Consider the following 24,151-nt stretch of genomic DNA (forward strand, 5'->3'; position numbering starts at 1 on the left):
ATCCAATAATCCAGACACCATGCCCAACGCGACCCAACGCCCCCGCAACCCCGAGGTGCCACAATGAACGATCAGAGCCCCAACGACCTCTTCCACGCCTCCAGCTTCATGCAGGGGCACAACGCCGAATATCTTGAACAGATGTACGCGCGCTACGCGAGCGATCCCAACGCGGTGGATGCGTCCTGGCAGGCGTTCTTCGCCCAGCTTGGCGACGACGGCATGGACGTCAAGAAAGAGGCCGCTGGCCCGTCATGGGCGCGGGCCGACTGGCCGCCGGTGCCCGATGACGACCTGACCGGCGCGCTGACCGGGGAGTGGCCGATGCCGATGGTGCCCGCCGAGGCCAAGGGTGCGGGCAAGAAGATCAAGGAAGCCGCCGAGGCCAAGGGCGTCGCGGTCAGCGATGACGCCATCCAGCGCGCCGTTCTGGACAGCATCCGGGCGCTGATGATCATCCGCGCCTACCGGATCCGGGGCCACCTTGCCGCCGATCTCGATCCGCTTGGCATGCGCGACAACACCAGCCACCCGGAGCTTGATCCGAAGTCCTATGGCTTTACCGATGGCGACATGGATCGCCCGATATTCATCGACAACGTGCTGGGCCTGCAGATCGCCTCGCTGCGCGAGATCCTGTCGATCGTGAAGCGCACCTACTGCGGCACCTTCGCACTGCAGTACATGCACATCTCCGACCCGGAGCAATCGGCCTGGCTCAAGGAGCGGATCGAGGGCTATGGCAAGGAAATCGCCTTCACCCGCGAGGGCCGCAAGGCGATCCTGAACAAGATGGTCGAGGCCGAGGGCTTCGAGAAGTTCCTGCACGTCAAGTACATGGGCACCAAGCGCTTTGGTCTGGATGGGGGCGAGAGCCTGATCCCCGCGATGGAGCAGATCATCAAGCGCGGCGGCAACCTCGGCGTCAAGGAGATCGTCATCGGCATGCCGCACCGGGGCCGTCTGTCGGTGCTCGCCAACGTGATGCAAAAGCCCTACAAGGCCATCTTCAACGAGTTCCAGGGCGGCAGCTTCAAGCCCGAGGACGTGGACGGCTCCGGCGACGTGAAATACCACCTCGGCGCATCGTCCGACCGGGAGTTCGATGACCACCCCGTGCACCTTTCGCTGACCGCCAACCCGAGCCACCTCGAAGCGGTGAACCCGGTCGTGCTTGGCAAGGTCCGTGCCAAACAGGACCAGATGGGCGACACCGAGCGCAAGAAGGTGATGCCGATCCTGCTGCACGGCGATGCGGCCTTTGCCGGTCAGGGTGTTGTTGCGGAGTGTTTTGCGCTTTCCGGTCTGCGGGGTCACCGCACCGGCGGCACCATCCATATCGTCGTGAACAACCAGATCGGGTTTACCACCGCACCGCATTTCTCGCGCTCCTCGCCCTACCCCACCGACAACGCGCTGGTGGTCGAGGCGCCGATTTTCCACGTCAACGGCGATGATCCGGAGGCCGTGGTGCACGCGGCCAAGGTGGCGACGGAATTCCGCCAGAAGTTCGGCAAGGATGTCGTGCTTGATATCTTCTGCTACCGCCGGTTTGGTCACAACGAGGGTGACGAGCCCATGTTCACCAACCCGATCATGTATACCAAGATCAAGAAGCAGAAGACCACGCTGACGCTCTATACCGAGCGGCTGGTCAAGGACGGGCTGATCCCCGAGGGTGAGATCGAGGACATGAAGGCGGCGTTCCAGGCGCATCTGAACGAGGAGTTCGAAGCCGGGAAAACCTACAAGCCGAACAAGGCCGACTGGCTGGATGGTCGCTGGTCGCATCTCGACAAGCAAACGCACGGCAAGTACCAGCGCGGCAAGACATCGGTGACGCCGGAAACCCTGAAGGAGGTCGGCGATGCGCTGACCCGTGTTCCCGAGGGCTTCCCGCTGCACAAGACCGTGGGGCGGCTTATCGAGACCCGGGCCAAGATGTTCGAAACCGGCACGGGCTTTGATTGGGCGACCGCCGAGGCCCTGGCCTTTGGCTCGCTGCAGACCGAAGGCTATCCGGTGCGTCTGGCCGGTCAGGACAGCACCCGTGGCACCTTCTCCCAGCGGCACTCCGGTTTCATCAACCAGGAGACGGAAGAGCGGTACTACCCGCTGAACCACATCCGCGAGGGCCAGGCGCATTACGAGGTGATCGATTCGGCACTTTCGGAATATGCGGTTCTGGGTTTCGAGTATGGCTACAGCCTCGCCGAGCCCAACGCGCTGACCCTGTGGGAGGCGCAGTTCGGCGACTTCGCCAACGGCGCACAGATCATGTTCGATCAATTCGTCAGCTCGGGTGAAAGCAAATGGCTGCGGATGTCGGGCCTTGTCTGCCTGCTGCCGCACGGTTTCGAAGGTCAGGGTCCCGAGCACAGCTCGGCGCGTCTGGAACGCTTCCTGCAGATGTGCGGTCAGGACAACTGGATCGTGGCGAATTGCTCGACCCCGGCGAACTACTTCCACATCCTGCGCCGACAGCTGCACCGCAGCTATCGCAAGCCGTTGGTGCTGATGACGCCGAAATCGCTGCTGCGGCACAAGCTGTGCATTTCGGATGCCGATATGTTCACCACCGGGTCGTCGTTCCACCGCGTCCTCTGGGACGATGCGGAGCAGGGGCATTCGGACACCACGCTGGTCTCCGACGACAAGATCAAACGCGTGGTGATGTGTTCGGGCAAGGTCTACTATGATCTTCTGGAGGAGCGTGACGCGCGCGGCATCGACGACGTCTACCTGCTGCGTTTCGAGCAGTTCTACCCCTTCCCGGCGATGTCGGCGGTCAAGGAGCTGGAGCGGTTCAAGAACGCGGAGATGATCTGGTGTCAGGAAGAGCCGAAGAACCAGGGCGCATGGCATTTCATCGAGCCGAATCTCGAATGGGTGCTGGGGCGTATCAAGGCCACGCACAAGCGGCCGCGTTACGTGGGCCGCGCCACCTCGGCCTCGCCCGCGACGGGTTTGGCCAGCCAGCACAAAGCACAACAAGCGGCGCTCGTAGACGAAGCGCTGACCATTGAATGACCCCACAAGCCAAGCGGTTGGGTAAAGAAAAGGAATTGAGACAATGACCGAAGTGCGCGTCCCCACGCTCGGGGAATCGGTAACCGAAGCAACCGTGGCGACCTGGTTCAAGAAACCGGGCGATGCCGTGGCTGTCGACGAAATGCTCTGCGAGTTGGAGACCGACAAGGTGACGGTCGAGGTGCCCTCGCCGGTTGCGGGCACGCTGTCCGACATCGTCGCAGGCGAGGGCGAGACCGTAGGTGTTGACGCGCTGCTGGCCAATATCTCCGAAGGCGACAGCGGCTCTGCCGACAAGCCCGCCGAGAAGAAGGCAGAGGCGCCGAAAGCCGAAGCCCCCGCCGCCTCTGGTGGCGGCGATGCGGTTGATGTGATGGTTCCGACCCTGGGTGAAAGCGTGTCCGAAGCAACCGTGTCGACCTGGTTCAAGAAGGTCGGCGATGCGGTCACGCAGGACGAGATGCTCTGCGAGCTGGAGACCGACAAGGTCAGTGTCGAAGTGCCCGCCCCCGCGTCCGGCACTCTGACGGAGATCGTGGCCAACGAAGGCGACACGGTTCAGGCCAATGCCAAGCTGGCGGTGATTTCCGCCAGTGAAGGGGCCGCCGCCCAGAAGGATGAGGCCACTGGCGGAGAGCAGTATGCCACACCGCCGGCGGGCAACGCGGGTCCCAAGGGGGACATCAAGGACGGCCCCGCCGCCGAGAAAGCCATGGCCGAGGCGAATATCAGCCGCGATCAGGTGACCGGCACCGGCCGCGATGGCCGGGCCAGCAAGTCCGACGTCGCCGCCGCCGTAGCCGCCGCCAAGTCGGCGCCCGCCGCGTCCACATCGGCCTCCGCGCCGCGCGCGCCGGTTCCGGCCGACGACGCCGCACGCGAAGAGCGGGTCAAGATGACCCGCCTGCGTCAGACCATCGCCCGCCGCCTGAAGGACGCGCAGAACACCGCCGCGATCCTGACCACCTACAACGAGGTGGACATGACGGAGACCATGGCGCTTCGGAAGGAGTACAAGGAGCTGTTCGAGAAGAAGCACGGCGTCAAACTGGGCTTCATGTCGTTCTTTACCAAGGCCTGCTGCCACGCTTTGAAAGAAGTGCCGGAAGTCAACGCCGAGATCGACGGCACCGATATCGTCTACAAGAACTTCGTGCACATGGGCATTGCTGCGGGCACACCGCAGGGCCTCGTCGTCCCGGTCATCCGCGACGCCGACCAGATGTCCTTTGCCGAGATCGAAAAGGCTATCGCCGAGAAGGGCAAGCGCGCCCGTGACGGCAAGCTGTCGATGGCGGAAATGCAGGGAGGCACGTTTACGATTTCGAACGGCGGCGTCTATGGCTCGCTGATGTCCTCGCCGATCCTCAACCCGCCGCAGTCCGGCATCCTCGGCATGCACAAGATTCAGGACCGCCCGATGGTCATCAACGGCGAGATCAAGATCCGCCCGATGATGTACCTCGCCCTGTCCTACGATCACCGCATCGTCGACGGCAAAGGCGCGGTGACCTTCCTTGTCCGCGTCAAGGAAGCGCTCGAAGATCCGCGCCGGTTGCTGATGGACCTGTAATCGATCTTTGCCGGGCAGACCCGTTCTGCCCGGCTTCCCCTTCGGAGAAGGCTTCATGCCGCGCCGCACCCGAGACGAGGTCCTTGCCGAATTCCACCGGCTCTACGACTGTTTCGAGGCCGCCATCGAAGCATTTCAGGGACTTGGCACCATGTGGGAGCGCGAGATTCTTTCCGATCATGTCGCGACCCGCGACCAAATGCTGTTCTGGATCGCGTTGGGAAAATCCACTCCTTCGCAGATCTTAGCGGGGGTTCACTCCGCGCTCGCGGACATGCGGCTGGGTCTGAAGGACATGACGCGCAACCGACCGGACCAGGCGGCGTTGTTCCATCATCGCTACGAGGCGATCCGGGGCAGACCGTTCAAAGAGGACGCCGCCCGGCAACCTAAACCGGAGACCAGACCATGAGCCTTCAGCTTCTCACTCGCACCGCCTCCTTCGATGCCGCCACCTTCGAAAGCGAAGCGGAAAACCGCGCCAATGCGGGCCTCTCCCTGCTACAACGCTGGACCGAAAGAAGCGCGAGTTGGCAGCTCTACGAGGTCGCAGACGAGGCCCGGGCAAAAGCCTGGCTGGACAAGTCCGCCGCCCTCGGCCACGCTCCCGCCGCCGCGCATTTCCTGAGGACCGCATGACCTACGAACTCGCCGCCCTGGCCGCTACGACGTTTATTCACCTGATCGCGGTGCTCTGGTCCCAGAGATCGCTGGAGCAGGATATTGGCCGGGAGGGCAATGTCGGCACCCGTGAGAACCTCGAAGAGCGGCTGTCGGAGAATTCGCTCCGCCTGCGTCGCGCGCTTGGCAACCATATCGAGAATACCGGCCTGTTCATCATCGCCGTGGTGCTGGTCTCCTTCACCGAGAGCAACAGCTGGGTCACGGCCCTTGCCGCGTGGATTTTCGTTGCGGCCCGGGCGCTGTACCTGCCCGCCTACCGCTTTGCCTGGGTGCCTTGGCGCTCGCTCCTGTTCACAGCGGGCTTTCTGGCCTGCTTTGTCATGATCGTGGCGAGCCTGTTCTGATGTCTCCCGAACTCACCGCCCTCACCCTCGCCGCGCTGCTGCAAGTGGTGCACTTCGTCATCTACTCCGTCACGGCGCAGATGCAGGTTGGCACCGGCTATGCTCTCTCTCCGCGCGACACGCCGCGAGAGCTCACCAGCGTCGCGGGCCGCGCGCAACGGGCGATGAACAACCATTTCGAGGGTCTCATCCTCTTTGCCATCGCCGCGCTGGTGATCACCTTTGCGGATAAGGCCACGCACAGCACGGCCCTTGTCGCATTCATCTATCTTGCCGCACGCGTGCTCTACCTGCCCGCCTATCTGTTCGGCCTCGCCCCGTGGCGCTCGCTCATCTGGGTCGTCGGTTTTCTTGCCACGACCTACCTGCTCATCCGGGCCTTGCTATGACGGGCAATGGCCTGTTTCTTCCTGGCTCAAATACTTCGGGAAGAGGGGCAACGCGCCCCTCCCCTTCCTATGAAAGGACAGCACAATGGCATCTTATGACGTGATCATCATCGGCGGCGGCCCCGGCGGCTATGTCTCGGCGATCCGCTGCGCGCAGCTCGGTCTGAAGACCGCCTGTGTCGAAGGCCGCGAGACGCTCGGCGGCACCTGCCTCAACGTTGGCTGCATCCCGTCCAAAGCCATGCTGCACGCCTCGCATCAGCTCCACGAGGCCGAGCACAACTTTGCCAAGATGGGCCTGAAGGGCAAAGCGCCTTCGGTCGACTGGAAGCAGATGCTCGCCTACAAGGACGACGTGATCGGCCAGAACACCAAGGGCATCGAATTCCTGTTCAAGAAGAACAAGGTCGACTGGCTCAAGGGCTGGGGCAGCATCCCCGAGGCTGGCAAGGTAAAGGTCGGTGACGAGGTCCATGAGGCCAAGCACATCGTGATCGCGTCCGGCTCCGAAGCCTCCCCGGTGCCCGGGGCCGATGTCACGGTGGATGAAAAGGTCGTCGTGACCTCCACCGGCGCGCTGGAGCTGCCGAAGATCCCGAAAAAGATGATCGTCATCGGCGCTGGTGTGATCGGGCTGGAGATGGGGTCGGTCTATGCCCGTCTCGGCACGGAAGTGCATGTGATCGAATTCCTCGACGCCATCACGCCCGGCATGGACAGCGAGGTGCAAAAGACCTTCCAGCGCATCCTGAAGAAGCAGGGCCTGAACTTCATCATGGGCGCCGCCGTGCAGAAGGTGGAGGCCACGAAGACCAAGGCGAAGGTCACCTACACGCTCCGCAAGGATGACAGCGAAGCGAGCCTCGACGCCGATGTGGTGCTCTGCGCCACGGGTCGCCGCCCCTATACCGACGGTCTCGGCCTTGAAGCGATGGGCATCGAGATGACCGAGCGCGGGCAGATCAAGACGGACGGCCATTGGCAGACCAACGTCAAGGGCATCTATGCGATCGGCGACGCCATCGAAGGGCCGATGCTGGCGCATAAGGCCGAGGACGAGGGCATGGCCGTCGCCGAGGTGATCGCGGGCAAGCATGGCCACGTGAATTATGGCGTGATCCCCGGCGTGATCTACACCGCCCCAGAGGTCGCCTCCGTTGGCAAGACCGAGGATGACTTGAAGAAGGACGGCGTGGCTTACAAGGTCGGCAAGTTTTCCTTCATGGGCAATGGCCGCGCCAAGGCCGTGTTCCAGGGCGAAGGCTTCGTCAAGCTGCTGGCCGACAAGGAGACGGATCGCATCCTTGGCTGTCACATCATCGGGCCGGGCGCCGGGGACCTGATCCACGAGATCTGCGTCGGTATGGAGTTTGGCGCCAGTGCCGAGGACATCGCGCTGACCTGCCACGCCCACCCGACCTTCTCCGAGGCGGTCCGCGAGGCGGCTCTGGCCTGTGGCGACGGCGCGATCCACGCCTGATCGGTCAGCGGCCCACTGCCATCGGCAGCGGGCGTTCGGCCCATGCATCGCTCTACCGGAGCGATGCATCCGGCAAGCCAGACCGCGCCTCACCCTGCCACGCCCACCCGACCTTCTCCGAGGCGGTCCGCGAGGCGGCTCTGGCCTTTGGCGACGGCGCGATCCACGCCTGATCGGCAATGACAATTTGAACGAAAATGCCCCGGCCAGAGCGATCTGGCCGGGATTTTCGTGTCTCATGGTTGCCCCGATTTAACCTTGAGTGCGTAAAACTGCTGCCCAAAGTCCCTGTCACTCTGGGGACTGTTCCAGGAGTGATGAGTCGGACAGATGAAGATCAAGGGGTCAATTGCGGCCATCGGCCTCGCCACCTGTATGATTGCACCCGGCGCAGAGGCGGGACCGTTTGCGATGCTGCATAGCCGTGTGGATATGGGCGAAAGCGCCATTCCGGGGGCGGATGGGCAATACATGCGCCTGTGCGCCGAGGAGCAGGCGATGCAGCTCCTCGGCTGGACGATTCAACGGCAAAAACTGGGCCACGCGCTGGCCGCACACAGTTGCGCGGCGGAAAGTGTGCTGCCGCTGTCACCCGGCGCGGTTGTGGCATTTCGGGCTGAGGGGCTGTTACCGATGGAGGCCGCTAGGACGGACGGGGCACTGCCTGCGGGTCTTCGCGGCTTGATCCCGCTGGCGGTACTCATGCTGAGTTTCGCGGCGCTGAACATCGGGCGCACCCGATGGGTCCGGCCCGCGCGGTTGTTTCGCGCGAGGGCGTGACCGCCCCGAATGCATCACCAGAGCTTGGGCTGCGCTCGTTCGACATAGGTGCGGTCGTACTCCGTACCGCCCTCGCGGCCTTCGGTTATCTCGGCCATAATCTGCCCGACCGTCGGCACCGTGCCACTGTCGTCCCGCCCCCAGATACCGGAACGGATCAGCGCCTTTGCGCATTGGGTGTAGACCTCGTCGACATCGATCACCATGACGGTCGCGGGCAGGCGCGTCTTCTTGCGGAAGCTTTCCCGCAGCGGTTCATTATCCGTCAGCACCGCACGGCCGTTGACGCGCACCGTGGTGCCCGAGCCCGGCACGAGGAACAGCAATGCCACGCGCGGATCGTGGATGATGTCGCGCAGCGCATCGAGACGATTGTTGCCCCACCAGTCCGGCATCAGCAGTGTCTTCTCATCCTGAACCCGCACGACAGCTCCGTCATCGCCGCGCGGTGTGCCGTGGACGCCATCGGGGCCAACCGTGGAGAGAATGCAAAAGCGGCTGCCTTCGATCCAGGCGCGATATTTTGGTGTGAGATGCGCAGCCACCTTGGTCAACGACAGCGGCACAGGCTCCCCGTAGAGCACGTTCAGGTCTTCAAGTGTTTGTAGCGTCCGCATCGAAGCCGGCCTCCCGCATGAGTGCATTGGAGGCGGTTTCGACCTCCTGTTCAAGCCTGCGCACAAACGTGCCCTGATCAACACCCGGCGGGATCGCAGGCAGGAATTCAACCACCGCCAGCCCCGGTTTGCGATAAACGCCGGTGCGCGGCCAGAACACGCCAACGTTGGTGGCGGCAGGCACGCAGGGTTGCTTCAACTGTTTGTACAGCACGGCGGCGCCGACCTTGTAGGGAATATGCTTGCCCGGCGCGACACGGGTGCCCTGTGGATAGATGATCAGCTGGCCGGGATCGACATTGCCTTTTTCGACGTCGCGCTTCATGCGGGTGATCGCCTGCGCGCGCTTGCCGCGATCAACCGGCACGCATCCGATGCGCCAGGCATAGAGCCCGATGAAGGGCGTCCAGAGCAGCTCCCGCTTCATGATGAACTTGCCCGCGGGCACGGCGCTGAAAATCATGATGATGTCAAAGAACGATTGGTGCTTGGCGGCAACGACCACCTCATCTGTCGGGACAACGCCCCGGATCTCGCTCCTGAGGCCAACCATCCAGGAGGCGCTCCAGCGGACCCATTTGGCATAGACACGGCACGCCAGACGCGCCGCCCCCCGGGAGAAGATCGCGAAGGGGAAGAACAGGATGCCGATCACCGCCATCATCAGATACATCTGGATCAGGAAAATCCACGAACGCAGCCATTGCAACATCAGTCGAGCCTTTCGAGAACACGCCGCGCGGCATAGCCGGTGGCGAGGAAGGCCACCAGCGCGGCAAGCGGCGGCACGAGGATCGGGTAAAGCCAGTGCAGCCCCTGAAAGCGCAGTCCAGTGAGGAACGCGCCGGTGTCACCGGCACCGGGCATGAAGGCGACGGCAAGCAGGCCAAGCGCGGCCCCCGCCCCGGCGCCGATCAGGGTGCGCAGGGTGAAGCGGCGAACAAAGGCGCTCGCGATATAGGCGTCGGTTGCGCCCACCAGCCGCAGCACCGCGACCACGCGGGAATTGGCGGCGAGCGCGGCATTGGCGGCGAGGGTGACCATGGCCCCGGTGGCGGCGCCGATCAGCAGGATCGAGACCCAGCCGAGCAGGCGCAGCTTGGACGCGGCGGCGATCAGCGGGCGGCGCCAGCGGGTGTGTTCATCCAGCACGGCGCCCGGCACCTCGGCTTGCAGCCGCAGGCGCAGGCCCTCACTGTCATAGCCCTGCGCACTCTCGATCAACTCGATCAGTTGCGGCACCGGGAGCGTGTCGATCGGCAGGTCCGGGCCGAACCACGGCTCCAGAAGCGCCTGTTGCTCGGCCGCGCTCAGCGCCCGCGCGGATGCAACCCCAGGCGTCTGGTCCAGCACTTTGAGCGCGGCGGCGGTTTGCTCGGCCATCTGCCCGGCGGGCGCGGAAATACGCAATGTGGCGCTGCGCGCCAGTTCGTTGTCCCAATTGGCGGCGAGCCGACCGGATGCCAGCGACAGAGCAAGAGCAAAGACCGTCAGAAAGGCCATGGCACCGCTGGTAAACACGGTCAGCCAAACGGTAAATCCGGCCGGCGGCACGACGCGGTCGGCTCCGGCATCGCGAGTCAGAACCGCCCGCATCATTTCCAGCCAGGCCTTCACAGATCCGCCCCCGCCGACTGAATGCTGCGGTCCGAAATGCGCAGAACGCGGGCCTGCACCTGTGCCTTGGCAGCACGGATCAGGCCGAGGTCATGCGTTGCGATCATGACCGTCTTGCCCATCTTGTTGAGCTCGACGAGAAGGCGCAGAAGCCGCTGGGACATTTCCCAATCGACGTTGCCGGTCGGCTCATCGGCCAGGATGATATCGGGCGAGAGGATCAGCGCGCGGGCCAGCGCGGCGCGTTGCCTTTCACCGCCCGACAACTCCGGCGGCAGGGCATCGGCCCGCCCGGTCAATCCGACCCAGGTCAGAAGTTCGAGCAGGTTGTCCTGCTGCGCTTGCGGCGAGCCGCCGGAGACGCTCAGCGGCAGCGCAATGTTCTCGATCACCGGCAGGTGGTCGAGAAACTGGCAATCCTGATGCACCACGCCGATCCGCCGCCGGGCATAGGCCACCGCGTCGCGATCAAAGCCGGCCATGTCTTCTCCGAAGAGCCGAAGCGTCCCCGAGGTCGGTCGCAGAGCCCCGTAGCACAATTTGAGAAAGGTCGTCTTGCCCGCACCGGACGGACCGGTGAGGAAATGAAACGACCCGGCAGGCAGCGTCAGGCTCAGGTCCGTCAGCAAGGCGTCGCCGCTGTACGAATATGCCACGTTTTCCAGCTCGATCACGCCCGTCTGCCCCGCCCCTTTTCCGTGGTTCACCCTATTTGCTACAGGTTGCGGCGGGTTTCAATGTTCCGTGGTTAAGGATTGGACTTTTCCCCGACCTCCGGGCAACTTATGCATGAGAAACCGTGCCTCGAATAAAAGAAGGACAGGACGTGAGCAGAATTCGGCTGATCTGCCCCAACTGCGGTGCCCAGTACGAGGTGCCCGCCGAAGTCATTCCCGAAGGCGGGCGCGACGTGCAGTGCTCGAATTGTGCGCATACGTGGTTCCAGAACCATCCAGGCGACGATCCGTTGCTTTCAGAGGAGCTTGGCGAGCCTGCGGACCCGGAGGAATGGGAGCCTGAGGACGAAGGCGACGACGATGACGCCCTTGAGGATGACGCGCCGCCGACACCCGAGGCGGCCCTCTTCGATGAAGAGGATGACGACGATTTCGCCGATCCCCCCGCGATGCCGCAGACCCGGCGCCGGTCTCTCGATCCGGAGATTGCGGAGGTTTTGCGCGAAGAGGCCGAGCGCGAGCGGCGCCAGCGTCAGGCCGAAGCGGAAGCCTTTGAAATGCAGCCGGATCTTGGCCTGGCCGAGCCAGACGAGGACGAGCAGGCCCGCCGTGCCCGTGAGGCACGCGCCCGCATGGCCCATATCCGGGGCGAGGATCTGGCACGGGAGACAGAGGCAGAGGTAGAGGCTGAGCCGGAAGCAGAGACCGCGCCCGCCCCCGAGCCAGCGCCGGACGCGCCGCCCCGCCGCCGCGAGCGCCGCCCCGCGGACCTGTCGGACAGCACCGGGCGCTCGGCATCGTCAAGCGCCGCAGCGGTCGAATCGCGGCGCGAATTGCTGCCCGATGTCGAAGAGATCAACCAGACCCTGCGCGCTACCTCTGATCGGCGGGTGACCGATTCCGAGGAAGGCCGCGTTTCCGTCAGCGATGAGACACCCGCTCGCGGCGGCGGCGGCTTTGCCCGGGGATTCTTCCTGATTGTCATGCTGGTGGCGATCGCGCTCGCGGTTTATGTCTCTGCGCCGCAGATCAAATCTGCCGCGCCGCAAGCCGCGCCGATGATCGACAGCTATGTCGACAAGGTTGACAGCCTGCGCCTCTGGCTCGACGAGCAGGTGACCGGGCTGATGACGTCACTCGACAGCATGAGCTCCGAAAACGCCGCCGAGCCGGAAACCGCCCCGGCGGAGTGATCCGCGTCGCTTGGACAAAGGGCACAGCGGTGTGGTACCCTGTTGCCATGCGCCGCGAGAGCGTGGTTGAGCAGGAGTGTGGGATATGATGCTGAGGGCTCTGGCCTTGGCGGGCGGCGTGAGTGGCGCGGCTGGCCTTTCACAATTTCCCGAGTATTCCCAACAGTATACACAGCGGCTCGGCGGGGCCGTCGATGAGTTGTCACGGCAGATTGTCCGCTATGAGCGCGATGCGGCGACCGTTGGGCTGACGCTGGACGGGCTGGTAACGCAGCTTGGCACCGAAGGGCCGCTGAGTTCGGTTCAAGCCGGGAACATCCGCGCCGACATAGCACGCCACGCCCGGTTGCTGGCCGACCTGGACGCGCTCAAGAGCGCCGGGCCGTTCATGCGCGCCAAGCTCGCCACGCATCTGGGCGATCGAGACGTCGCGCGGCGGGCGTTGCAGACCTTCAAACCCGCGATGCCGGTGACCTTCGAAGGCGCGGTGTTCGCGGGCACCGGTTTTCTTGCGGGCTGGCTTGGGATCAGCGCGCTGGTCGCGTTTCTGGCCGGCGGTTTTTCGAGCCTGCGGCGATTGCTCACCCCCAGACGCCGGGTCTGAGGCCCGCGCGCACGCCTTCATTCCGTTGAAATCAGCACCGCTTCGACGCGGCGGTTTTCCTCGCGCCCCTCGGCGGTCAGATTGCTGGCCACTGGCGACAGGTATCCGACCCCGTCGGCACCGATCTGTGCCTCAGGAATGCCGTGGCGCGTTTGCAGGTAGCTGACCGCCGAAGCGGCCCGTTTGCGCGACAAAGCCTGATTGCCCTGCAGCGAGCCGACCGCATCGGTGTGGCCGACGAACAGCACACGCCGCGAGGGGTTCGCCTTGAGATAGGCCGCGATGCTGTCGAGCGAAGGCACCGCGCCATTCCCAAGCGCCGATGTCCCGGTTTCGAAGATCATGTCATGCAGGATCGCATGGCCCCGCGTTTCCAGACGCGTCACAACATCCTCGCTCGCGCCATCGCCCCCTGTGCCAGGGACCGGCACCGCGTCCGTGCGGGTTTCGGCCTCTTCGACACCGCCGCCCGCGCGAATGATCTGCAGATAGGCAGAGGTGGCATCGCGGCTGGCTATCATGGAGACGGCGTCCCCCTCCTCCGCGAGCGCCGAGAGCGCGATGTAATCGGTCAGATCCACGAACATCTGCGGTGCCGGAAGCACCAGCGTGCCAAAGCGGAAGTCAAAGCCGCCACAGGCCCGCGCCGTGCAGTCGAGCACAATGTCATAGCCGTCCGCGATCAACTGCTCCCGCAACGGTGCGACAAGCTGAAAAGGTGTGAGACTGGTGGCTTCGATGCGCCAGCTCTGCGCGGTGATCGTGCCTTCGACGCGGCGGGTGGGCACCCCGGCCTCGCGCTGCCAGACGCCCACGGGAAGATCGTAGGCCCCGGCCTCTTGCGTGAATTCCCGGGTCAACACGGAGCCTTGCGGCAGGGACAGGTCCTGCGCCATCGCCCCGCCCGCCAGCAGCGTCAGAAGGGCCGCGAAGTCAGCGCGCCTGAGCGTGGTAATCGTCATTCGGCCGCATATCCGTTGCGCTGGCCACCCGATTCGTCATGTTGAAAAAGCCCGCGACATTCGCAATGTCCCAGATATCCCGATCCGAGAACCCGGCATCGCGCAACGCTTCGCGGTCATACTCCATGATTTCGGCGCTGGCCTTGGTCATCTTTTCCACGAAGTGCAGCATGGCGCGCTGACGGTAATCGAGGTCCGCGACACGCCAGTTCATCACCAGCATCTCGCCCAGTTTGGGATCGCCCGACAGCTGCCGCACGGCTGCGCCATGGGCGGTCAGGCAGTAGAAGCATTTGTTCACCGACGAGACCACAACGGCGATCATCTCGCGTTCGAGCTTGCTTAGGCCCGAAGAGGCCAGCATCAGGTCGTTGTAGAGCGCCGTGAAGACGTTCAGCTTGTCGACATCAAATGCGTATGATTTCAGCACGTTCGGCACCATGCCGAGCTTTTCCTGACAAATGTCGAAATACTTCTGCGTCTCGGCAGGAAGCGGATCGACCATGGGCAGGTCGAGGGCGGTCGGGCTATCGGTGGTTTGTTTCGTCACGGGGGTCAGCTCTCGTCAGGCTCGGTCAGAATGCGATAGTGGTACTCTCCCACGATCTCCATCCCGAGGGAAGCGTAGAGGGCGTTTCCGCCGACATTCGCCTTTGTCACCAGAATGGCGAGCCAGTCTGCGCCATTGTCCACCGCCCAGAAGGCAGCGGCGCGCATCATCCATCCCCCCAGCCCCTTCTTGCGCTGATGCGGCAGGATTTCGAGCCCGTGCAACATGCAGATGCCATCATGGATGGCGCAAAAGGCGGTTCCGCCGGGGCTGTCGGAAACGCGGCCGAAGACGCCGGTCTTGGGTTGCGCCACGCGGTCCATGATTGCCTGCCGGCGCTCGCCGATGCCGCCGGTTTCCCAGATCTCGCGCATGATGGCGAGCGGCTCCCAGATGGTGAAGGCCGTGACACGTGGCAGCGGCTGGTCAGTCAGATCCCGGGCCCGGACCGCACGGATCACGGTATGATCGACCGCCTTGTAGCCGCGGGCTTCAAGCTGCGCATCGAGCGCGGCATCCCCCGGGCGCAGGGTAAAAAGCGGCACCTGCCCCATCAGGCGCATGGCCTTTTCGGCGGCGGAAATATCATCCTCCTGCCACGCGCCAATCGCCGAGGCCGCAGAGACGCGCTTGCCCCCGCCCCGCCCTTCACGCAGGAGCCAAGGACCGGCCTCCACCGTCGCGGCAGCGGGCCAAGTGGCGCTGATCGTTGCAAAAAGCCGATCGTCAGAGGGGCGTTGATCACTCACGCCCTGTTTATGACGCGAGGGCGGGTCACTGTCCATCGCCTGAATGCCGCGACCGCCTCACTCGGGGAAAAGCGTGGCAAGCTCCGCCATGGCGCAGTCGACCTGCGCGCCATCGTGGCCCCGGACCACCACATTGGCACCATAGACCCCGTCGCGCTGGAACGGGTAGGAACCGAAGGACAGCTCCGGGTGGCGCTGCGCCAGCGCACCAAGCGGTTCGGCAATCTCGCCTTCCCCGCGATAGATGCGCAGGGACTGGCTCAAAAGCGGAGCACCGCCGGTGATCCTGGGTAGAAGGCTCGCCACCATGGCCTGAAACACTGACGGGACACCCGCCATGACATGCACGTTTTCCATCGAAAACCCCGGCGCGATGCTCACCGGGTTGTCGATCAGGACCGCGCCATCGGGAATACGCGCCATGCGCTGGCGGGCAGCGTTGAAATCGGCCCCCTGCCGCTCGTAATGCGCGGCAAGCAAGGCGCGCGCGTCTTCGCGTACGTCGATATGGGCGCCAAAGGCCTCGGCAACGCAATCCGCAGTGATGTCGTCATGGGTCGGCCCGATGCCGCCGCTGGTCACCACCACGTCAAACGCCGCGCGCAGCGCATTCAGCGCGCTGACAATTGCCGGACGGTCATCGCTGACCACGCGCACCTCCTGGAGATCCACCCCATGCTTGGTGAATTCCTGCGCGAGGAAGTGCATGTTGGCATCGCGGGTGCGGCCCGAGAGGATCTCGTCTCCGATGACCAGCATTGCGGCGGTGGGGTTGGGCATGATGCGGCTCTCCTTGCGCGGGGTTTGGGCACGGTATAGCTCTCTACCATGCGCTTTCAAACCGATCTCATCCCCGCAACGCTGATCCGGCGCTACAAACGCTTCCTCGCCGATTGCCGTCTCGAAGATGGCCGAGATGTCACCGCCCATGTGGCCAATCCCGGCTCGATGCTTGGATTGAAGGACGAGGGGCTGCGTATCTGGCTGGAGCCGAACGACGATCCGAAGAAAAAGCTGAAATATGCCTGGCGGCTGGTCGAACATGCAGACGGCCATTTCACCGGCGTCGATACCGGCGTGCCGAACAGAATGCTGAAAGCCGCGCTGATGGCCGGGGCGGTGCCGGGACTGGACGATTATGATCTTGTGCGGCCCGAGGTGAAATACGGAGAGAATTCGCGGATCGACTTCCTGCTGACCGGCGAGCGGCGGCGGAATGCCTATGTCGAGGTGAAATCGGTGACGCTGTCGCGCCGCCCCGGCCTCGCCGAATTCCCCGACAGCGTCACAGCCCGGGGCACCAGGCACCTTGGCGAGCTTGCAAACATGGCCGACGCAGGCCGCCGCGCGGTCATGCTCTACCTCGTACAGCGCACGGATTGCGCAAGCGTGACCCTCGCGGCGGACATCGACCCGGCCTACGCCGCCGCCTGCACCGAAGCCCGCGAGAGGGGCGTCGAAATCCTTTGCTTCGACTGCAGGATCACCCCCGGCGGCGTCACACTCGGCCGGTCGCTGCCCTTCGAGGCATAAAAAAGGGGCCCCGCCAAAGCGAAAGCCCCTGCTTCTTCTTTGTCCAAATATCCGCGGGGGTCCGGGGGTGGCAGCCCCCGGTCCGGCCTCAGACCTTGAGATTCGGGATGATCTGCTTCTTGCGGCTCATGATACCGGGCAGCACCACGGTGTCGCCGGAAACCGTCGCGCCAAAGCTCTTCTCGGCTACGCCCTTCACCAGATCGTTCGGCACCAGCAGCGTCGCCTCTTCGCGGATGATGTCCACGACAAAGAGCAGAACCTCATCGACGCCATCCTCTGCGGCAACCGTCTTGAAGCTCTCCATCAGGCTGTCCTTGCGGTCCAGCGGGATCGACGGCGCGGTGGTTTCCAGAACGGAGACGCGGAACTTGGTTCCATCCACTTCGTACTCCTTGGAGTCCATGCGGATCAGCTCGGCGTCGGAGAAGGCGGAAACATCTGACTTGGCCGCGAACAGCTCGGCAGCATAGTCAGAGATCGACACGCCAAGGTCAGCGGCCAGTTTCTCGGCCACGGCCTTGTCGTGCGCGGTGGTGGTCGGCGAGCGGAATTCCAGCGTGTCGGACAGGATGCAGGACAGCGCCGCGCCCTTGATCGCGTCGGGCATTTTTGCCGCGTCATCGCCCATCAGGTCGATCATGATCGTCGCCGTGCAGGCCAGCGGGCGCACCGTGATGTCGATCGGACCTTTGGTTTCCAGACCACCCACCAGCTTGTGGTGGTCAATGATGGCGCGAATGTCCGCAGAATTGATCGAGGCGGGCAGCTCGGCCGGGTTGTTGGTGTCAACGATAACAACCGGCGCGTCCGCTTCGACGTCGGAGATGATTTCCGGCTTGTCGAGTTTCCAGCGCTCAAGCACGAAGGCCGCTTCGGTGTTCGGCTCGCCCAGCAGGACGGGTTTGGCCGCCTCGCCCTTGATTTCATTGAGATACCAGGCCCAGATGAGCGGGCTGCCGGTGCTGTCGGTGTCGGGGCTCTTGTGGCCGAAAACCTGCGTGGTCATTGGGAATCCTCACGTCAATATGGGTGTTTTGACGCCCCTTTACCTGCACGCGTTCGATATGTCACCCCGCCACGGACAAGGTGCGACCTTCGTTCAGCCCCCGGCACAGCCGCTTGGCAAGGTCAGCTCACGCGCCCTCATCGCGGCAGAGGCGTGCGCGCTTTGTTATAGTCCGACCAGTCGGTAATTTCGGGGTAGTAGCGTTTGCGCCATGCCCGGACCTTCGGGTTCATAATACGCCGCCAAAGCGGCGGGATCATCGCCAGGATCGCCATGAGCGGATAGCCGTAGGGCAGCTGCGGCGCCTCGGCTTCCGCGTAGTTCTGCAACAGAGGAAAGCGTCGGTCGGGCTTGTAGTGGTGATCGGAGTGGCGTTGAAGATTGATCATCAGCCAGTTTGTCGCCTTGTGCGCGGCGTTCCACGAATGGCGCGGCAGGACATGTTCGTATTTTCCCTCGCCCAGATGTTTGCGCGTCAGCCCGTAGTGTTCGACATAGTTGACGACTTCAAGCTGCCAGATCGCCACCCCCGCCTGCAGCACAAAGAGCAACACCCCGCCCCATCCGCCCAGCAGGCCCGCAAGCGCCAGCATCGCCCCCTGCAGGCCCCAATACCGCCAGAACGGATTGCCGAGGTCATGCCAGGGCCGCCCCTTGCGGGCCAGCATGTCGCGCTCCGCCTTGAAGGAGGACAGCAGGCTCTGGCGCAGCACACGCGGGTAGAACCGATGGAAGCCTTCGTTGTACCGCGCCGTCACCGGGTCGCGCGGCGTGCCGACATAGCGGTGATGCACCAGCAGGTGTTCGGAACGGAAATGTGAATAGAGCACCATGGCCAGCAGAATATCCCCCAGCCAGCGCTCACGCGCATTGCGTTGGTGCAGCAGCTCATGGGCGTAGACGATGCCAACCGTCCCGGTCATCACGCCGGTGCCAAAGAACACTCCGACCTTCTCCAGCGTATCGAGATGCTGCGCGCCGCTGACGTAGGCGATAAGGCCAAAGAGCGTGACACACTGTATCGGCACCCAGATTTGCGTGAGCAATTTGTACCAGTAGAGGTGCTCCTCACCGGTTTCCGGATCGGCATTTTCCGTATTCAGCCCGACAAGGATGTCGATGGCAGAAAACAGATACCAAGTGCACAGCGGTGTAAGCAGGATCCAGAGCCCGCCCTTCACCGCCCCGATCCAGACCAGAGGGATCAGGACAAAGGACAAGAAGAACGGCATGGCGGAGGTGGCCTTGCCAAGAGTCTGCGCGGGGATCATGCTCGGCTCCGGTTTTGACGCGCAGTATATCCCCGGATTGTGGCCGGAAGAAGAGGTCGCACCGCCGCAGGAGGCAGCAGCGGTTTTCCCTGTCGTCGATCGGCGGGGAGACGCGGGCCTCGTGCGTCAGCTCCGCCCCTTCCACGGCACCAGCGCCTTCTCGGCAAGTCGCATCAGGATGTCGATGCCAAAGCCGATGATGCCGATCAGGATGATCCCCATGATGACGATGTCCGTCTGCTGGAACTTGGACGCGACCATGATCATCATGCCCGCCCCCTTCTCGGCAGCGACAAGTTCGGCCGCCACGACGGTGCCCCAGCAAACCCCCATGGCCACCCGCGCGCCAGTGAAGATCTCCGGCAGCGAGTTCGGCACGATGACATGGCGCATGATCTGCACCTTGCTCGCGCCAAGGGAGTAAGCCGCGTGGACCTTGGAGATATTGACCCCGGAGACCCCGGCGCGGGCCGAAATGGCCATGATCCAGAGCGCGGCGAGGAACAGCAAAATGATCTTTCCAGGCTCCCCGATGCCCGCCCAGATGATGACCAGCGGGATCAGCGCCAACGGCGGCACCGGGCGCATGAATTCCACGATCGGATCAAACCAGCCGCGGAACCAGTTGGACAGCCCCATGGCATAGCCCAGCGGAATGCCGACCAGAGCGCCAAGGACAAAGCCCACGACCACGCGGAACAGCGAATAGCCCAGATGCTCCAGGAGGGTGCTGCCGCGATAGCCTTCCTTCGCGATTTCGACCAGCCGCGAGAACACCGCCTCCGGCGCGGGCAGCCAGATCGGCTCCATCTGCCAGCCCTTGGCCGGTTCGAAATTCAGCGTGCCTTTCGGGCTCATGCCGACGCGGCCAAACTCCGTTTCAACCGAGCCGCCGGGTTCGATCGGTGTGCCGTTGATGGCGGTGACCACGTGGCCCTGATCGCGGCCATAGTCGTCATTGCGGTCCACGCGAATCAGCCCCGAGCGCCACGCGCCGACGGTGTCGCTGTCGTTCTTGGCCCAGCCATTGCCCGGCGTCACCGCTGGCGCCTCGACGTCGTTGCCGACCTCGAAGACCAGCACCGTCACCTCCGCATCGTCCGGCGCCACGCCGTCGGCCTCTGCGGTATAGGTGAACGTCGCTTTACCAATGAAAGGCCCCGGCGCATGCAGGAAGGACGGGAGCAACGTGGATCCGGTAAAGGCGCCCCAGAGCAGGAAAATCGCCAGTATGGACACCACGGATGCGATCCGGTTCGGGGTCACGGCGCTCTCGTCGCCGAAGGTCACGGTCTTGAGCGATGTATAGTCGCGCACCGTCTTGTGCGCGGCAAATTTCACGATGAAGAAGGCCGCCATGAAAATGGCGACATAGATCAGAAGGACGATCATGCGCTCTCCTCCGTGCGACCCATGATTTCTTCTTCCATGTCCCAGATCATGCCGAGAATTTCCTCGCGCCTTGGCCCGAACTCGGGGTGTTTCTTGACCTCGCGCAGATCGGCGTTCACCCCCAGATCGGCGAAAGGCAGACGATATTCGGTGTGAATGCGCCCGGGACGGGGGGCCATGACGATCAGCCGCTCCCCCAGCAGCAGGGCCTCTTCGACGGAATGGGTGATCAGGATGATGGTCTTGCCGGTCTCTTTCCAGAGCTTGAGAACAAGGCTTTGCATCTTCTCGCGGGTCAGCGCGTCCAGCGCGCCCAGCGGCTCGTCCATCAAGATCACGTCGGGCTCATTGGCAAGGCAGCGGGCCAGCGCCACGCGCTGCTGCATGCCGCCCGACAGCTCATAAACCGCCTTTTCCTTGAAATCCTTCAGCCCGACCACGTCGAGCAGGTGATCCACATGGCTGCCCCAGTCGCTTTCCCGGCGGCCCGCCATGCGGGGACCGAAACTGACATTGGCGCGGACGTCCATCCATTCGAAAAGAGCGCCCTGCTGGAACACCATGCCGCGCTCCGCGTCCGGGCCGTTGACCGGGTGCCCCTTGAGGGAGATCCGGCCCTCTGTAGGCGCCAGAAACCCGGCGATGATGTTCAAAAGCGTGGTCTTGCCGCAGCCGGACGGGCCGAGAACGCTCAGCAATTCGCCTTGCTGGATGTCGATGGAGACGTCCTTGAGCGCTTGTACCGATGTGCCGTTCGGCAGGTCGAAGCGCATGGACAGATTTTGTATGGAAAGGCCCGTTTCGGTCAAGACAACCCCTCTTTTGTGTCCTCAAGGTCCCACCCCGCGAGGCGGCCAAAAGCCGTCGACGGCCGGTGCCCGGTCCGTCGACGGGATTGCGCGGCCCGATCAGGCCGCACGGGCGCTTACATCTCGGAGGCCGCTTGCAGCGGGCCGATGTTCACGTTGTCAGCATAGCTGTCCTGTGCTCCGTCGATGCTCCCGGCTTCGACGAACACATCCGCCACGCCTTTCATGAAGTCCTGCGCGCCGCCGCCGAGCCATTTTTCGGACAGTTGCTCTTCGACCGTGGGGAAGATGAAGGTCGAGATCGTGGCCATGGTGGCCTCCTCGTCCATGCCCGCATCCTTGGCGATCACCGGCAGCATCTCGGCGTGGTTGGCCTCATCGGCCCACATTGCGTTCGCCTTTGCCGTGACCGCGAGAAATTTCGCCACGGTATCGCTGTTTTCCGCGACCCAGCCCGCCGGGCCAGATGTGACGTCGAAGACCAGAATGCCCAGGTCTTCCTTCTCCGCACCCGTCAGCAGCACGTTGCCATGCTCCTTCATGCGCCGCAGCGAGCCACCCCAGCCACAGGCCATGTCGACAGAGCCTTGCGCGATCGCGGCCGCGCCATCGGGCGGCGCCATGTCGACGATCTCCATTGAGCCGATATCGACACCGAAGTGCGACATCTGCTTGAGGAAGCCATAATGCGCGGCGGTGCCGAGCGGCACGGCGACCTTCTTGCCCGCCAGTTCTCCGGCGCTGTCCTTGTCGATCTCAAGGTCTTCGCGCACGACGCAATTGTCATTGTCGGAATAGCTCACCGCCACGTCGAGGATTTGCAGATCCTGCCCGGCGCTGGCCGCCACGACGAAGGGCGGGACCCCTTGCGAGACACTCAACTGCACGTCGCCCGAGGCCATCGCCGCGCTCATCGCGGTGCCGGTGTCAAAGCTGACCCAGGTCACCGGCATGCCCAGAGCCTCGTCGTACATGCCTTCGACCTTGGCAAATTCAAAGGGCATCGGCCATTCGAGGAAATAGCCGACCGTCACACCGCCATGGCCCTCGGCCAAGGCCGCCTGGGTTCCCGCAAGCACGGCACATCCGGCCACGGCGCCTTTCAAAACTGTCTTGAATGTCATGGAAATACTCCCCTGTTTTGCACCGGGAGGGCCCCGGTGCGCAGTCTGTTCAGGCAAGCCCCCGGCCCGCCCCTGATCCGGCGCCTTGCTGGCGCTCTGAGATGATCCGACCGGAAAACAGGCAACCGATCAATGATTTTCAGGCAGCCGCTGGGTAACCCGGACGCGATTCCGCCCTCTCCACGACAATCAACGGCTTGTTAAGCTCCTGAAAATCATTCATTTCCCTACCGACCGGCGCATATGCGCCGCCGATCACACCCCCATCTGGCCCTACAGGCGCAAAACAACTGGCCCTATCGGCTGCCCGCTTTTGTGGCTCATGTGCCCGCAACCCGCTATCATTGCCCCGGCCCACTCAGGAGGATCCCATGGACGGCACGCTTTCACAAAATGACCTGAGCCACATCGTCGAGGCGGACAAAGCCCACGTGTGGCACCACCTTGTTCAGCACAAGGCTTTCGAAACCAAGGACCCCAACATCATCATCGAAGGCAAAGGCATGCGCGTCTGGAACCAGGCGGGCAAGGAACACCTCGATGCGGTCTCCGGCGGGGTCTGGACGGTCAACGTCGGCTATGGCCGCGAATCGATTGCCAAGGCGGTCTATGACCAGCTGATGACGCTGAATTACTTCGCCGGCGCCGCCGGATCGGTGCCCGGGGCGCTTTTTGCCGAAAAACTGATCTCCAAAATGGCGGGCCAAAGCCGCGTCTACTATTGCAACAGCGGCTCCGAGGCGAACGAGAAGGCCTTCAAAATGGTTCGCCAGATCGCGCACAAGCGCTATGGCGGCAAGAAGCACAAGATTCTCTACCGCGACCGCGATTATCACGGCACGACCATCGGCTGTCTCTCAGCGGGCGGGCAGGACGAGCGCAACGCCCAGTACGGCCCCTTCGCGCCCGGCTTCGTGCGCGTCCCGCACTGCCTTGAATACCGCGCTGCCGATCAGGGCGCACCAAGCGAGAATTATGGCGAATGGGCCGCCGATCAGATCGAGCAGGTGATCCTGCGCGAAGGTCCGGACACCATCGGCGCGCTGTGCCTTGAACCGGTGACAGCAGGCGGCGGCGTCATCACACCCCCCGAAGGCTACTGGCAGAAGGTTCAGGCGATCTGCCGCAAGTACGACATCTTGTTGCACATCGACGAGGTGGTCTGCGGGCTCGGACGCACCGGCACATGGTTCGGCTATCAGCAGTACGGCATCGAGCCGGACATGGTGACCATGGCGAAGGGTGTTGCCTCCGGCTATGCCGCGATCGCCTGCCTCACCACCACCGAAGCGGTCTTCGATCTGTTCAAGGATGATGCAACAGATCCAATGAACTATTTCCGCGATATCTCCACTTTCGGCGGCTGCACGGCCGGTCCCGCCGCCGCGATGGAAAACATGCGCATCATCGAGGATGAGGGGCTTCTGGAGAACACCAACGCCATGGGCGACTACATGCTTGGCCGTCTCGCCGAAATGCAGGACAAACACGCAATCATCGGTCACGTGCGCGGCAAGGGGCTCTTCCTGGGGGCCGAACTGGTCACCGACCGTGATGCGAAAACCCCGGCTCCCGAAGCGCAGGTTCAGGCGGTTGTGGGGGATTGCATGGCGCAGGGTGTCATCATCGGCGCCACGAACCGGTCGGTTCCCGGCTACAACAACACCCTGTGTTTCAGCCCTGCGCTGATCGCCACAAAGGATGACATCGATCAGATCCTGGACGCGGTCGATAGTGCCCTGACCCGGGTGTTCGGCTGACACC

General features: G+C 63.6%; 25 protein-coding genes. 12 read left to right on the forward strand and 13 right to left on the reverse strand.

The genetic code is table 11. The annotated features are described in order from the left end of the window. The first annotated feature begins 63 nt into the window (after positions 1–63). From ACN2XU_RS12195 to ACN2XU_RS12230, 8 genes are all read left to right on the forward strand, one after another. Entirely contained in the window at positions 64–3,030 is a 2,967-nt protein-coding gene (locus ACN2XU_RS12195) for a 2-oxoglutarate dehydrogenase E1 component (RefSeq protein WP_419410721.1), read from the forward strand. 43 nt (positions 3,031–3,073) lie between these two features. After that, the gene (gene odhB, locus ACN2XU_RS12200; protein ID WP_419410722.1) at positions 3,074–4,603 is read left to right on the forward strand and encodes a 2-oxoglutarate dehydrogenase complex dihydrolipoyllysine-residue succinyltransferase; all 1,530 of its coding nucleotides are present in this window, start codon (positions 3,074–3,076) and stop codon (positions 4,601–4,603) included. Between the two features lie 55 nt (positions 4,604–4,658). Beyond that, positions 4,659–5,015, forward strand: coding sequence for a hypothetical protein (locus ACN2XU_RS12205; RefSeq protein ID WP_419410723.1), 357 nt, complete (start codon positions 4,659–4,661; stop codon positions 5,013–5,015). After that, the gene (locus ACN2XU_RS12210) at positions 5,012–5,242 is read left to right on the forward strand and encodes a hypothetical protein (protein ID WP_419410724.1); all 231 of its coding nucleotides are present in this window, start codon (positions 5,012–5,014) and stop codon (positions 5,240–5,242) included. Before ACN2XU_RS12205 ends, ACN2XU_RS12210 begins: the two co-directional genes overlap by 4 nt. Further along, on the forward strand, positions 5,239–5,631 hold the full coding sequence (locus tag ACN2XU_RS12215) for an MAPEG family protein (protein WP_419410725.1): 393 nt from the start codon (positions 5,239–5,241) through the stop codon (positions 5,629–5,631). The genes ACN2XU_RS12210 and ACN2XU_RS12215 overlap by 4 nt, the downstream gene beginning before the upstream one ends. After that, positions 5,631–6,020 (forward strand): MAPEG family protein, encoded by a 390-nt coding sequence (locus tag ACN2XU_RS12220; RefSeq protein WP_419410726.1) that lies wholly within the window; start codon positions 5,631–5,633, stop codon positions 6,018–6,020. Before ACN2XU_RS12215 ends, ACN2XU_RS12220 begins: the two co-directional genes overlap by 1 nt. Positions 6,021–6,105: 85 nt before the next feature. Then, a complete protein-coding gene (lpdA, locus tag ACN2XU_RS12225) occupies positions 6,106–7,500 on the forward strand; it encodes a dihydrolipoyl dehydrogenase (RefSeq protein ID WP_419410727.1) in 1,395 nt (464 codons plus the stop codon). Positions 7,501–7,830: 330 nt separating this feature from the next. Continuing rightward, positions 7,831–8,280, forward strand: a complete 450-nt coding sequence (locus ACN2XU_RS12230; protein WP_419410728.1) for a hypothetical protein — start codon at positions 7,831–7,833, stop codon at positions 8,278–8,280. 14 nt (positions 8,281–8,294) lie between these two features. Here ACN2XU_RS12230 and ACN2XU_RS12235 read toward each other — a convergent pair whose 3' ends face one another. The 4 genes from ACN2XU_RS12235 to ACN2XU_RS12250 are packed head-to-tail and all read right to left on the reverse strand — an operon-like array spanning position 8,295 to position 11,188. Further along, positions 8,295–8,897 (reverse strand): pyridoxamine 5'-phosphate oxidase family protein, encoded by a 603-nt coding sequence (locus ACN2XU_RS12235; RefSeq protein WP_419410729.1) that lies wholly within the window; start codon positions 8,895–8,897, stop codon positions 8,295–8,297. Continuing rightward, entirely contained in the window at positions 8,875–9,609 is a 735-nt protein-coding gene (locus ACN2XU_RS12240) for a lysophospholipid acyltransferase family protein (protein WP_419410730.1), read from the reverse strand. Before ACN2XU_RS12240 ends, ACN2XU_RS12235 begins: the two co-directional genes overlap by 23 nt. Next, entirely contained in the window at positions 9,609–10,496 is an 888-nt protein-coding gene (locus ACN2XU_RS12245; RefSeq protein ID WP_419410772.1) for a cell division protein FtsX, read from the reverse strand. The genes ACN2XU_RS12240 and ACN2XU_RS12245 overlap by 1 nt, the downstream gene beginning before the upstream one ends. Before the next feature lie 14 nt (positions 10,497–10,510). Continuing rightward, the gene (locus ACN2XU_RS12250; protein ID WP_419410773.1) at positions 10,511–11,188 is read right to left on the reverse strand and encodes a cell division ATP-binding protein FtsE; all 678 of its coding nucleotides are present in this window, start codon (positions 11,186–11,188) and stop codon (positions 10,511–10,513) included. Between the two features lie 152 nt (positions 11,189–11,340). On the opposite strand from ACN2XU_RS12250, the gene ACN2XU_RS12255 reads away from it, so the two are divergent. Next, positions 11,341–12,384, forward strand: a complete 1,044-nt coding sequence (locus tag ACN2XU_RS12255; RefSeq protein WP_419410731.1) for a zinc-ribbon domain-containing protein — start codon at positions 11,341–11,343, stop codon at positions 12,382–12,384. 85 nt (positions 12,385–12,469) lie between these two features. Then, positions 12,470–12,988, forward strand: a complete 519-nt coding sequence (locus ACN2XU_RS12260) for a DUF2937 family protein (protein WP_419410732.1) — start codon at positions 12,470–12,472, stop codon at positions 12,986–12,988. A 17-nt stretch (positions 12,989–13,005) separates the two neighbouring features. Here ACN2XU_RS12260 and ACN2XU_RS12265 read toward each other — a convergent pair whose 3' ends face one another. The 4 genes from ACN2XU_RS12265 to ACN2XU_RS12280 are packed head-to-tail and all read right to left on the reverse strand — an operon-like array spanning position 13,006 to position 16,029. Then, on the reverse strand, positions 13,006–13,950 hold the full coding sequence (locus ACN2XU_RS12265; RefSeq protein WP_419410733.1) for an OmpA family protein: 945 nt from the start codon (positions 13,948–13,950) through the stop codon (positions 13,006–13,008). Then, positions 13,922–14,455, reverse strand: a complete 534-nt coding sequence (locus tag ACN2XU_RS12270; protein ID WP_419410774.1) for a peroxidase-related enzyme — start codon at positions 14,453–14,455, stop codon at positions 13,922–13,924. The genes ACN2XU_RS12265 and ACN2XU_RS12270 overlap by 29 nt, the downstream gene beginning before the upstream one ends. A 50-nt stretch (positions 14,456–14,505) precedes the next feature. Continuing rightward, entirely contained in the window at positions 14,506–15,249 is a 744-nt protein-coding gene (locus ACN2XU_RS12275; RefSeq protein ID WP_419410734.1) for a GNAT family N-acetyltransferase, read from the reverse strand. 57 nt (positions 15,250–15,306) lie between these two features. Continuing rightward, positions 15,307–16,029, reverse strand: coding sequence for a competence/damage-inducible protein A (locus tag ACN2XU_RS12280; protein WP_419410735.1), 723 nt, complete (start codon positions 16,027–16,029; stop codon positions 15,307–15,309). Positions 16,030–16,077: 48 nt separating this feature from the next. Between ACN2XU_RS12280 and sfsA the strand changes: the two genes are divergently transcribed. Then, positions 16,078–16,782 carry a DNA/RNA nuclease SfsA gene (gene sfsA, locus ACN2XU_RS12285; protein WP_419410736.1) on the forward strand — a complete coding sequence of 235 codons (705 nt, stop codon included), beginning with the start codon at positions 16,078–16,080 and terminating at the stop codon, positions 16,780–16,782. An 88-nt stretch (positions 16,783–16,870) separates the two neighbouring features. On the opposite strand, the gene ACN2XU_RS12290 is transcribed toward sfsA, so the two are convergent. The 5 genes from ACN2XU_RS12290 to ACN2XU_RS12310 form a co-directional block, all read right to left on the reverse strand. Continuing rightward, complete coding sequence (locus ACN2XU_RS12290; RefSeq protein WP_419410737.1) at positions 16,871–17,791, reverse strand: manganese-dependent inorganic pyrophosphatase; 921 nt, start codon at positions 17,789–17,791, stop codon at positions 16,871–16,873. A gap of 137 nt (positions 17,792–17,928) precedes the next feature. After that, the gene (locus ACN2XU_RS12295; RefSeq protein WP_419410738.1) at positions 17,929–19,062 is read right to left on the reverse strand and encodes an alkane 1-monooxygenase; all 1,134 of its coding nucleotides are present in this window, start codon (positions 19,060–19,062) and stop codon (positions 17,929–17,931) included. Between the two features lie 126 nt (positions 19,063–19,188). Further along, the gene (locus ACN2XU_RS12300; RefSeq protein WP_419410739.1) at positions 19,189–20,454 is read right to left on the reverse strand and encodes an ABC transporter permease; all 1,266 of its coding nucleotides are present in this window, start codon (positions 20,452–20,454) and stop codon (positions 19,189–19,191) included. Next, entirely contained in the window at positions 20,451–21,227 is a 777-nt protein-coding gene (locus ACN2XU_RS12305) for an ABC transporter ATP-binding protein (RefSeq protein ID WP_419410740.1), read from the reverse strand. The genes ACN2XU_RS12300 and ACN2XU_RS12305 overlap by 4 nt, the downstream gene beginning before the upstream one ends. A gap of 152 nt (positions 21,228–21,379) precedes the next feature. Beyond that, a complete protein-coding gene (locus ACN2XU_RS12310) occupies positions 21,380–22,387 on the reverse strand; it encodes a taurine ABC transporter substrate-binding protein (RefSeq protein WP_419410741.1) in 1,008 nt (335 codons plus the stop codon). Positions 22,388–22,758: 371 nt separating this feature from the next. Here ACN2XU_RS12310 and ACN2XU_RS12315 point away from each other — a divergent pair, with 371 nt between their 5' ends. Continuing rightward, on the forward strand, positions 22,759–24,147 hold the full coding sequence (locus tag ACN2XU_RS12315) for an aminotransferase family protein (RefSeq protein WP_419410742.1): 1,389 nt from the start codon (positions 22,759–22,761) through the stop codon (positions 24,145–24,147). Positions 24,148–24,151: the final 4 nt, after the last annotated feature.

This window comes from Pacificoceanicola niger, assembly GCF_048553275.1.
Taxonomy (GTDB): Bacteria; Pseudomonadota; Alphaproteobacteria; order Rhodobacterales; family Rhodobacteraceae; genus Pacificoceanicola.

Bases quoted from the DNA above. Each gene is read 5' to 3' on its own strand.
- ACN2XU_RS12305 (WP_419410740.1), bottom strand. From the start codon at position 21,227: ATGCGCTTCGACCTGCCGAACGGCACATCGGTACAAGCGCTCAAGGAC.
- odhB (WP_419410722.1), top strand. From the start codon at position 3,074: ATGACCGAAGTGCGCGTCCCCACGCTCGGGGAATCGGTAACCGAAGCA.
- ACN2XU_RS12260 (WP_419410732.1), top strand. From the start codon at position 12,470: ATGATGCTGAGGGCTCTGGCCTTGGCGGGCGGCGTGAGTGGCGCGGCT.
- ACN2XU_RS12210 (WP_419410724.1), top strand. From the start codon at position 5,012: ATGAGCCTTCAGCTTCTCACTCGCACCGCCTCCTTCGATGCCGCCACC.
- ACN2XU_RS12315 (WP_419410742.1), top strand. From the start codon at position 22,759: ATGGACGGCACGCTTTCACAAAATGACCTGAGCCACATCGTCGAGGCG.
- ACN2XU_RS12205 (WP_419410723.1), top strand. From the start codon at position 4,659: ATGCCGCGCCGCACCCGAGACGAGGTCCTTGCCGAATTCCACCGGCTC.
- sfsA (WP_419410736.1), top strand. From the start codon at position 16,078: ATGCGCTTTCAAACCGATCTCATCCCCGCAACGCTGATCCGGCGCTAC.
- ACN2XU_RS12295 (WP_419410738.1), bottom strand. From the start codon at position 19,062: ATGATCCCCGCGCAGACTCTTGGCAAGGCCACCTCCGCCATGCCGTTC.
- ACN2XU_RS12290 (WP_419410737.1), bottom strand. From the start codon at position 17,791: ATGACCACGCAGGTTTTCGGCCACAAGAGCCCCGACACCGACAGCACC.
- ACN2XU_RS12310 (WP_419410741.1), bottom strand. From the start codon at position 22,387: ATGACATTCAAGACAGTTTTGAAAGGCGCCGTGGCCGGATGTGCCGTG.
- ACN2XU_RS12245 (WP_419410772.1), bottom strand. From the start codon at position 10,496: ATGATGCGGGCGGTTCTGACTCGCGATGCCGGAGCCGACCGCGTCGTG.
- ACN2XU_RS12230 (WP_419410728.1), top strand. From the start codon at position 7,831: ATGAAGATCAAGGGGTCAATTGCGGCCATCGGCCTCGCCACCTGTATG.
- ACN2XU_RS12240 (WP_419410730.1), bottom strand. From the start codon at position 9,609: ATGTTGCAATGGCTGCGTTCGTGGATTTTCCTGATCCAGATGTATCTG.
- ACN2XU_RS12265 (WP_419410733.1), bottom strand. From the start codon at position 13,950: ATGACGATTACCACGCTCAGGCGCGCTGACTTCGCGGCCCTTCTGACG.
- ACN2XU_RS12215 (WP_419410725.1), top strand. From the start codon at position 5,239: ATGACCTACGAACTCGCCGCCCTGGCCGCTACGACGTTTATTCACCTG.
- ACN2XU_RS12235 (WP_419410729.1), bottom strand. From the start codon at position 8,897: ATGCGGACGCTACAAACACTTGAAGACCTGAACGTGCTCTACGGGGAG.
- lpdA (WP_419410727.1), top strand. From the start codon at position 6,106: ATGGCATCTTATGACGTGATCATCATCGGCGGCGGCCCCGGCGGCTAT.
- ACN2XU_RS12270 (WP_419410774.1), bottom strand. From the start codon at position 14,455: ATGGTCGATCCGCTTCCTGCCGAGACGCAGAAGTATTTCGACATTTGT.
- ACN2XU_RS12300 (WP_419410739.1), bottom strand. From the start codon at position 20,454: ATGATCGTCCTTCTGATCTATGTCGCCATTTTCATGGCGGCCTTCTTC.
- ACN2XU_RS12195 (WP_419410721.1), top strand. From the start codon at position 64: ATGAACGATCAGAGCCCCAACGACCTCTTCCACGCCTCCAGCTTCATG.
- ACN2XU_RS12280 (WP_419410735.1), bottom strand. From the start codon at position 16,029: ATGCCCAACCCCACCGCCGCAATGCTGGTCATCGGAGACGAGATCCTC.
- ACN2XU_RS12220 (WP_419410726.1), top strand. From the start codon at position 5,631: ATGTCTCCCGAACTCACCGCCCTCACCCTCGCCGCGCTGCTGCAAGTG.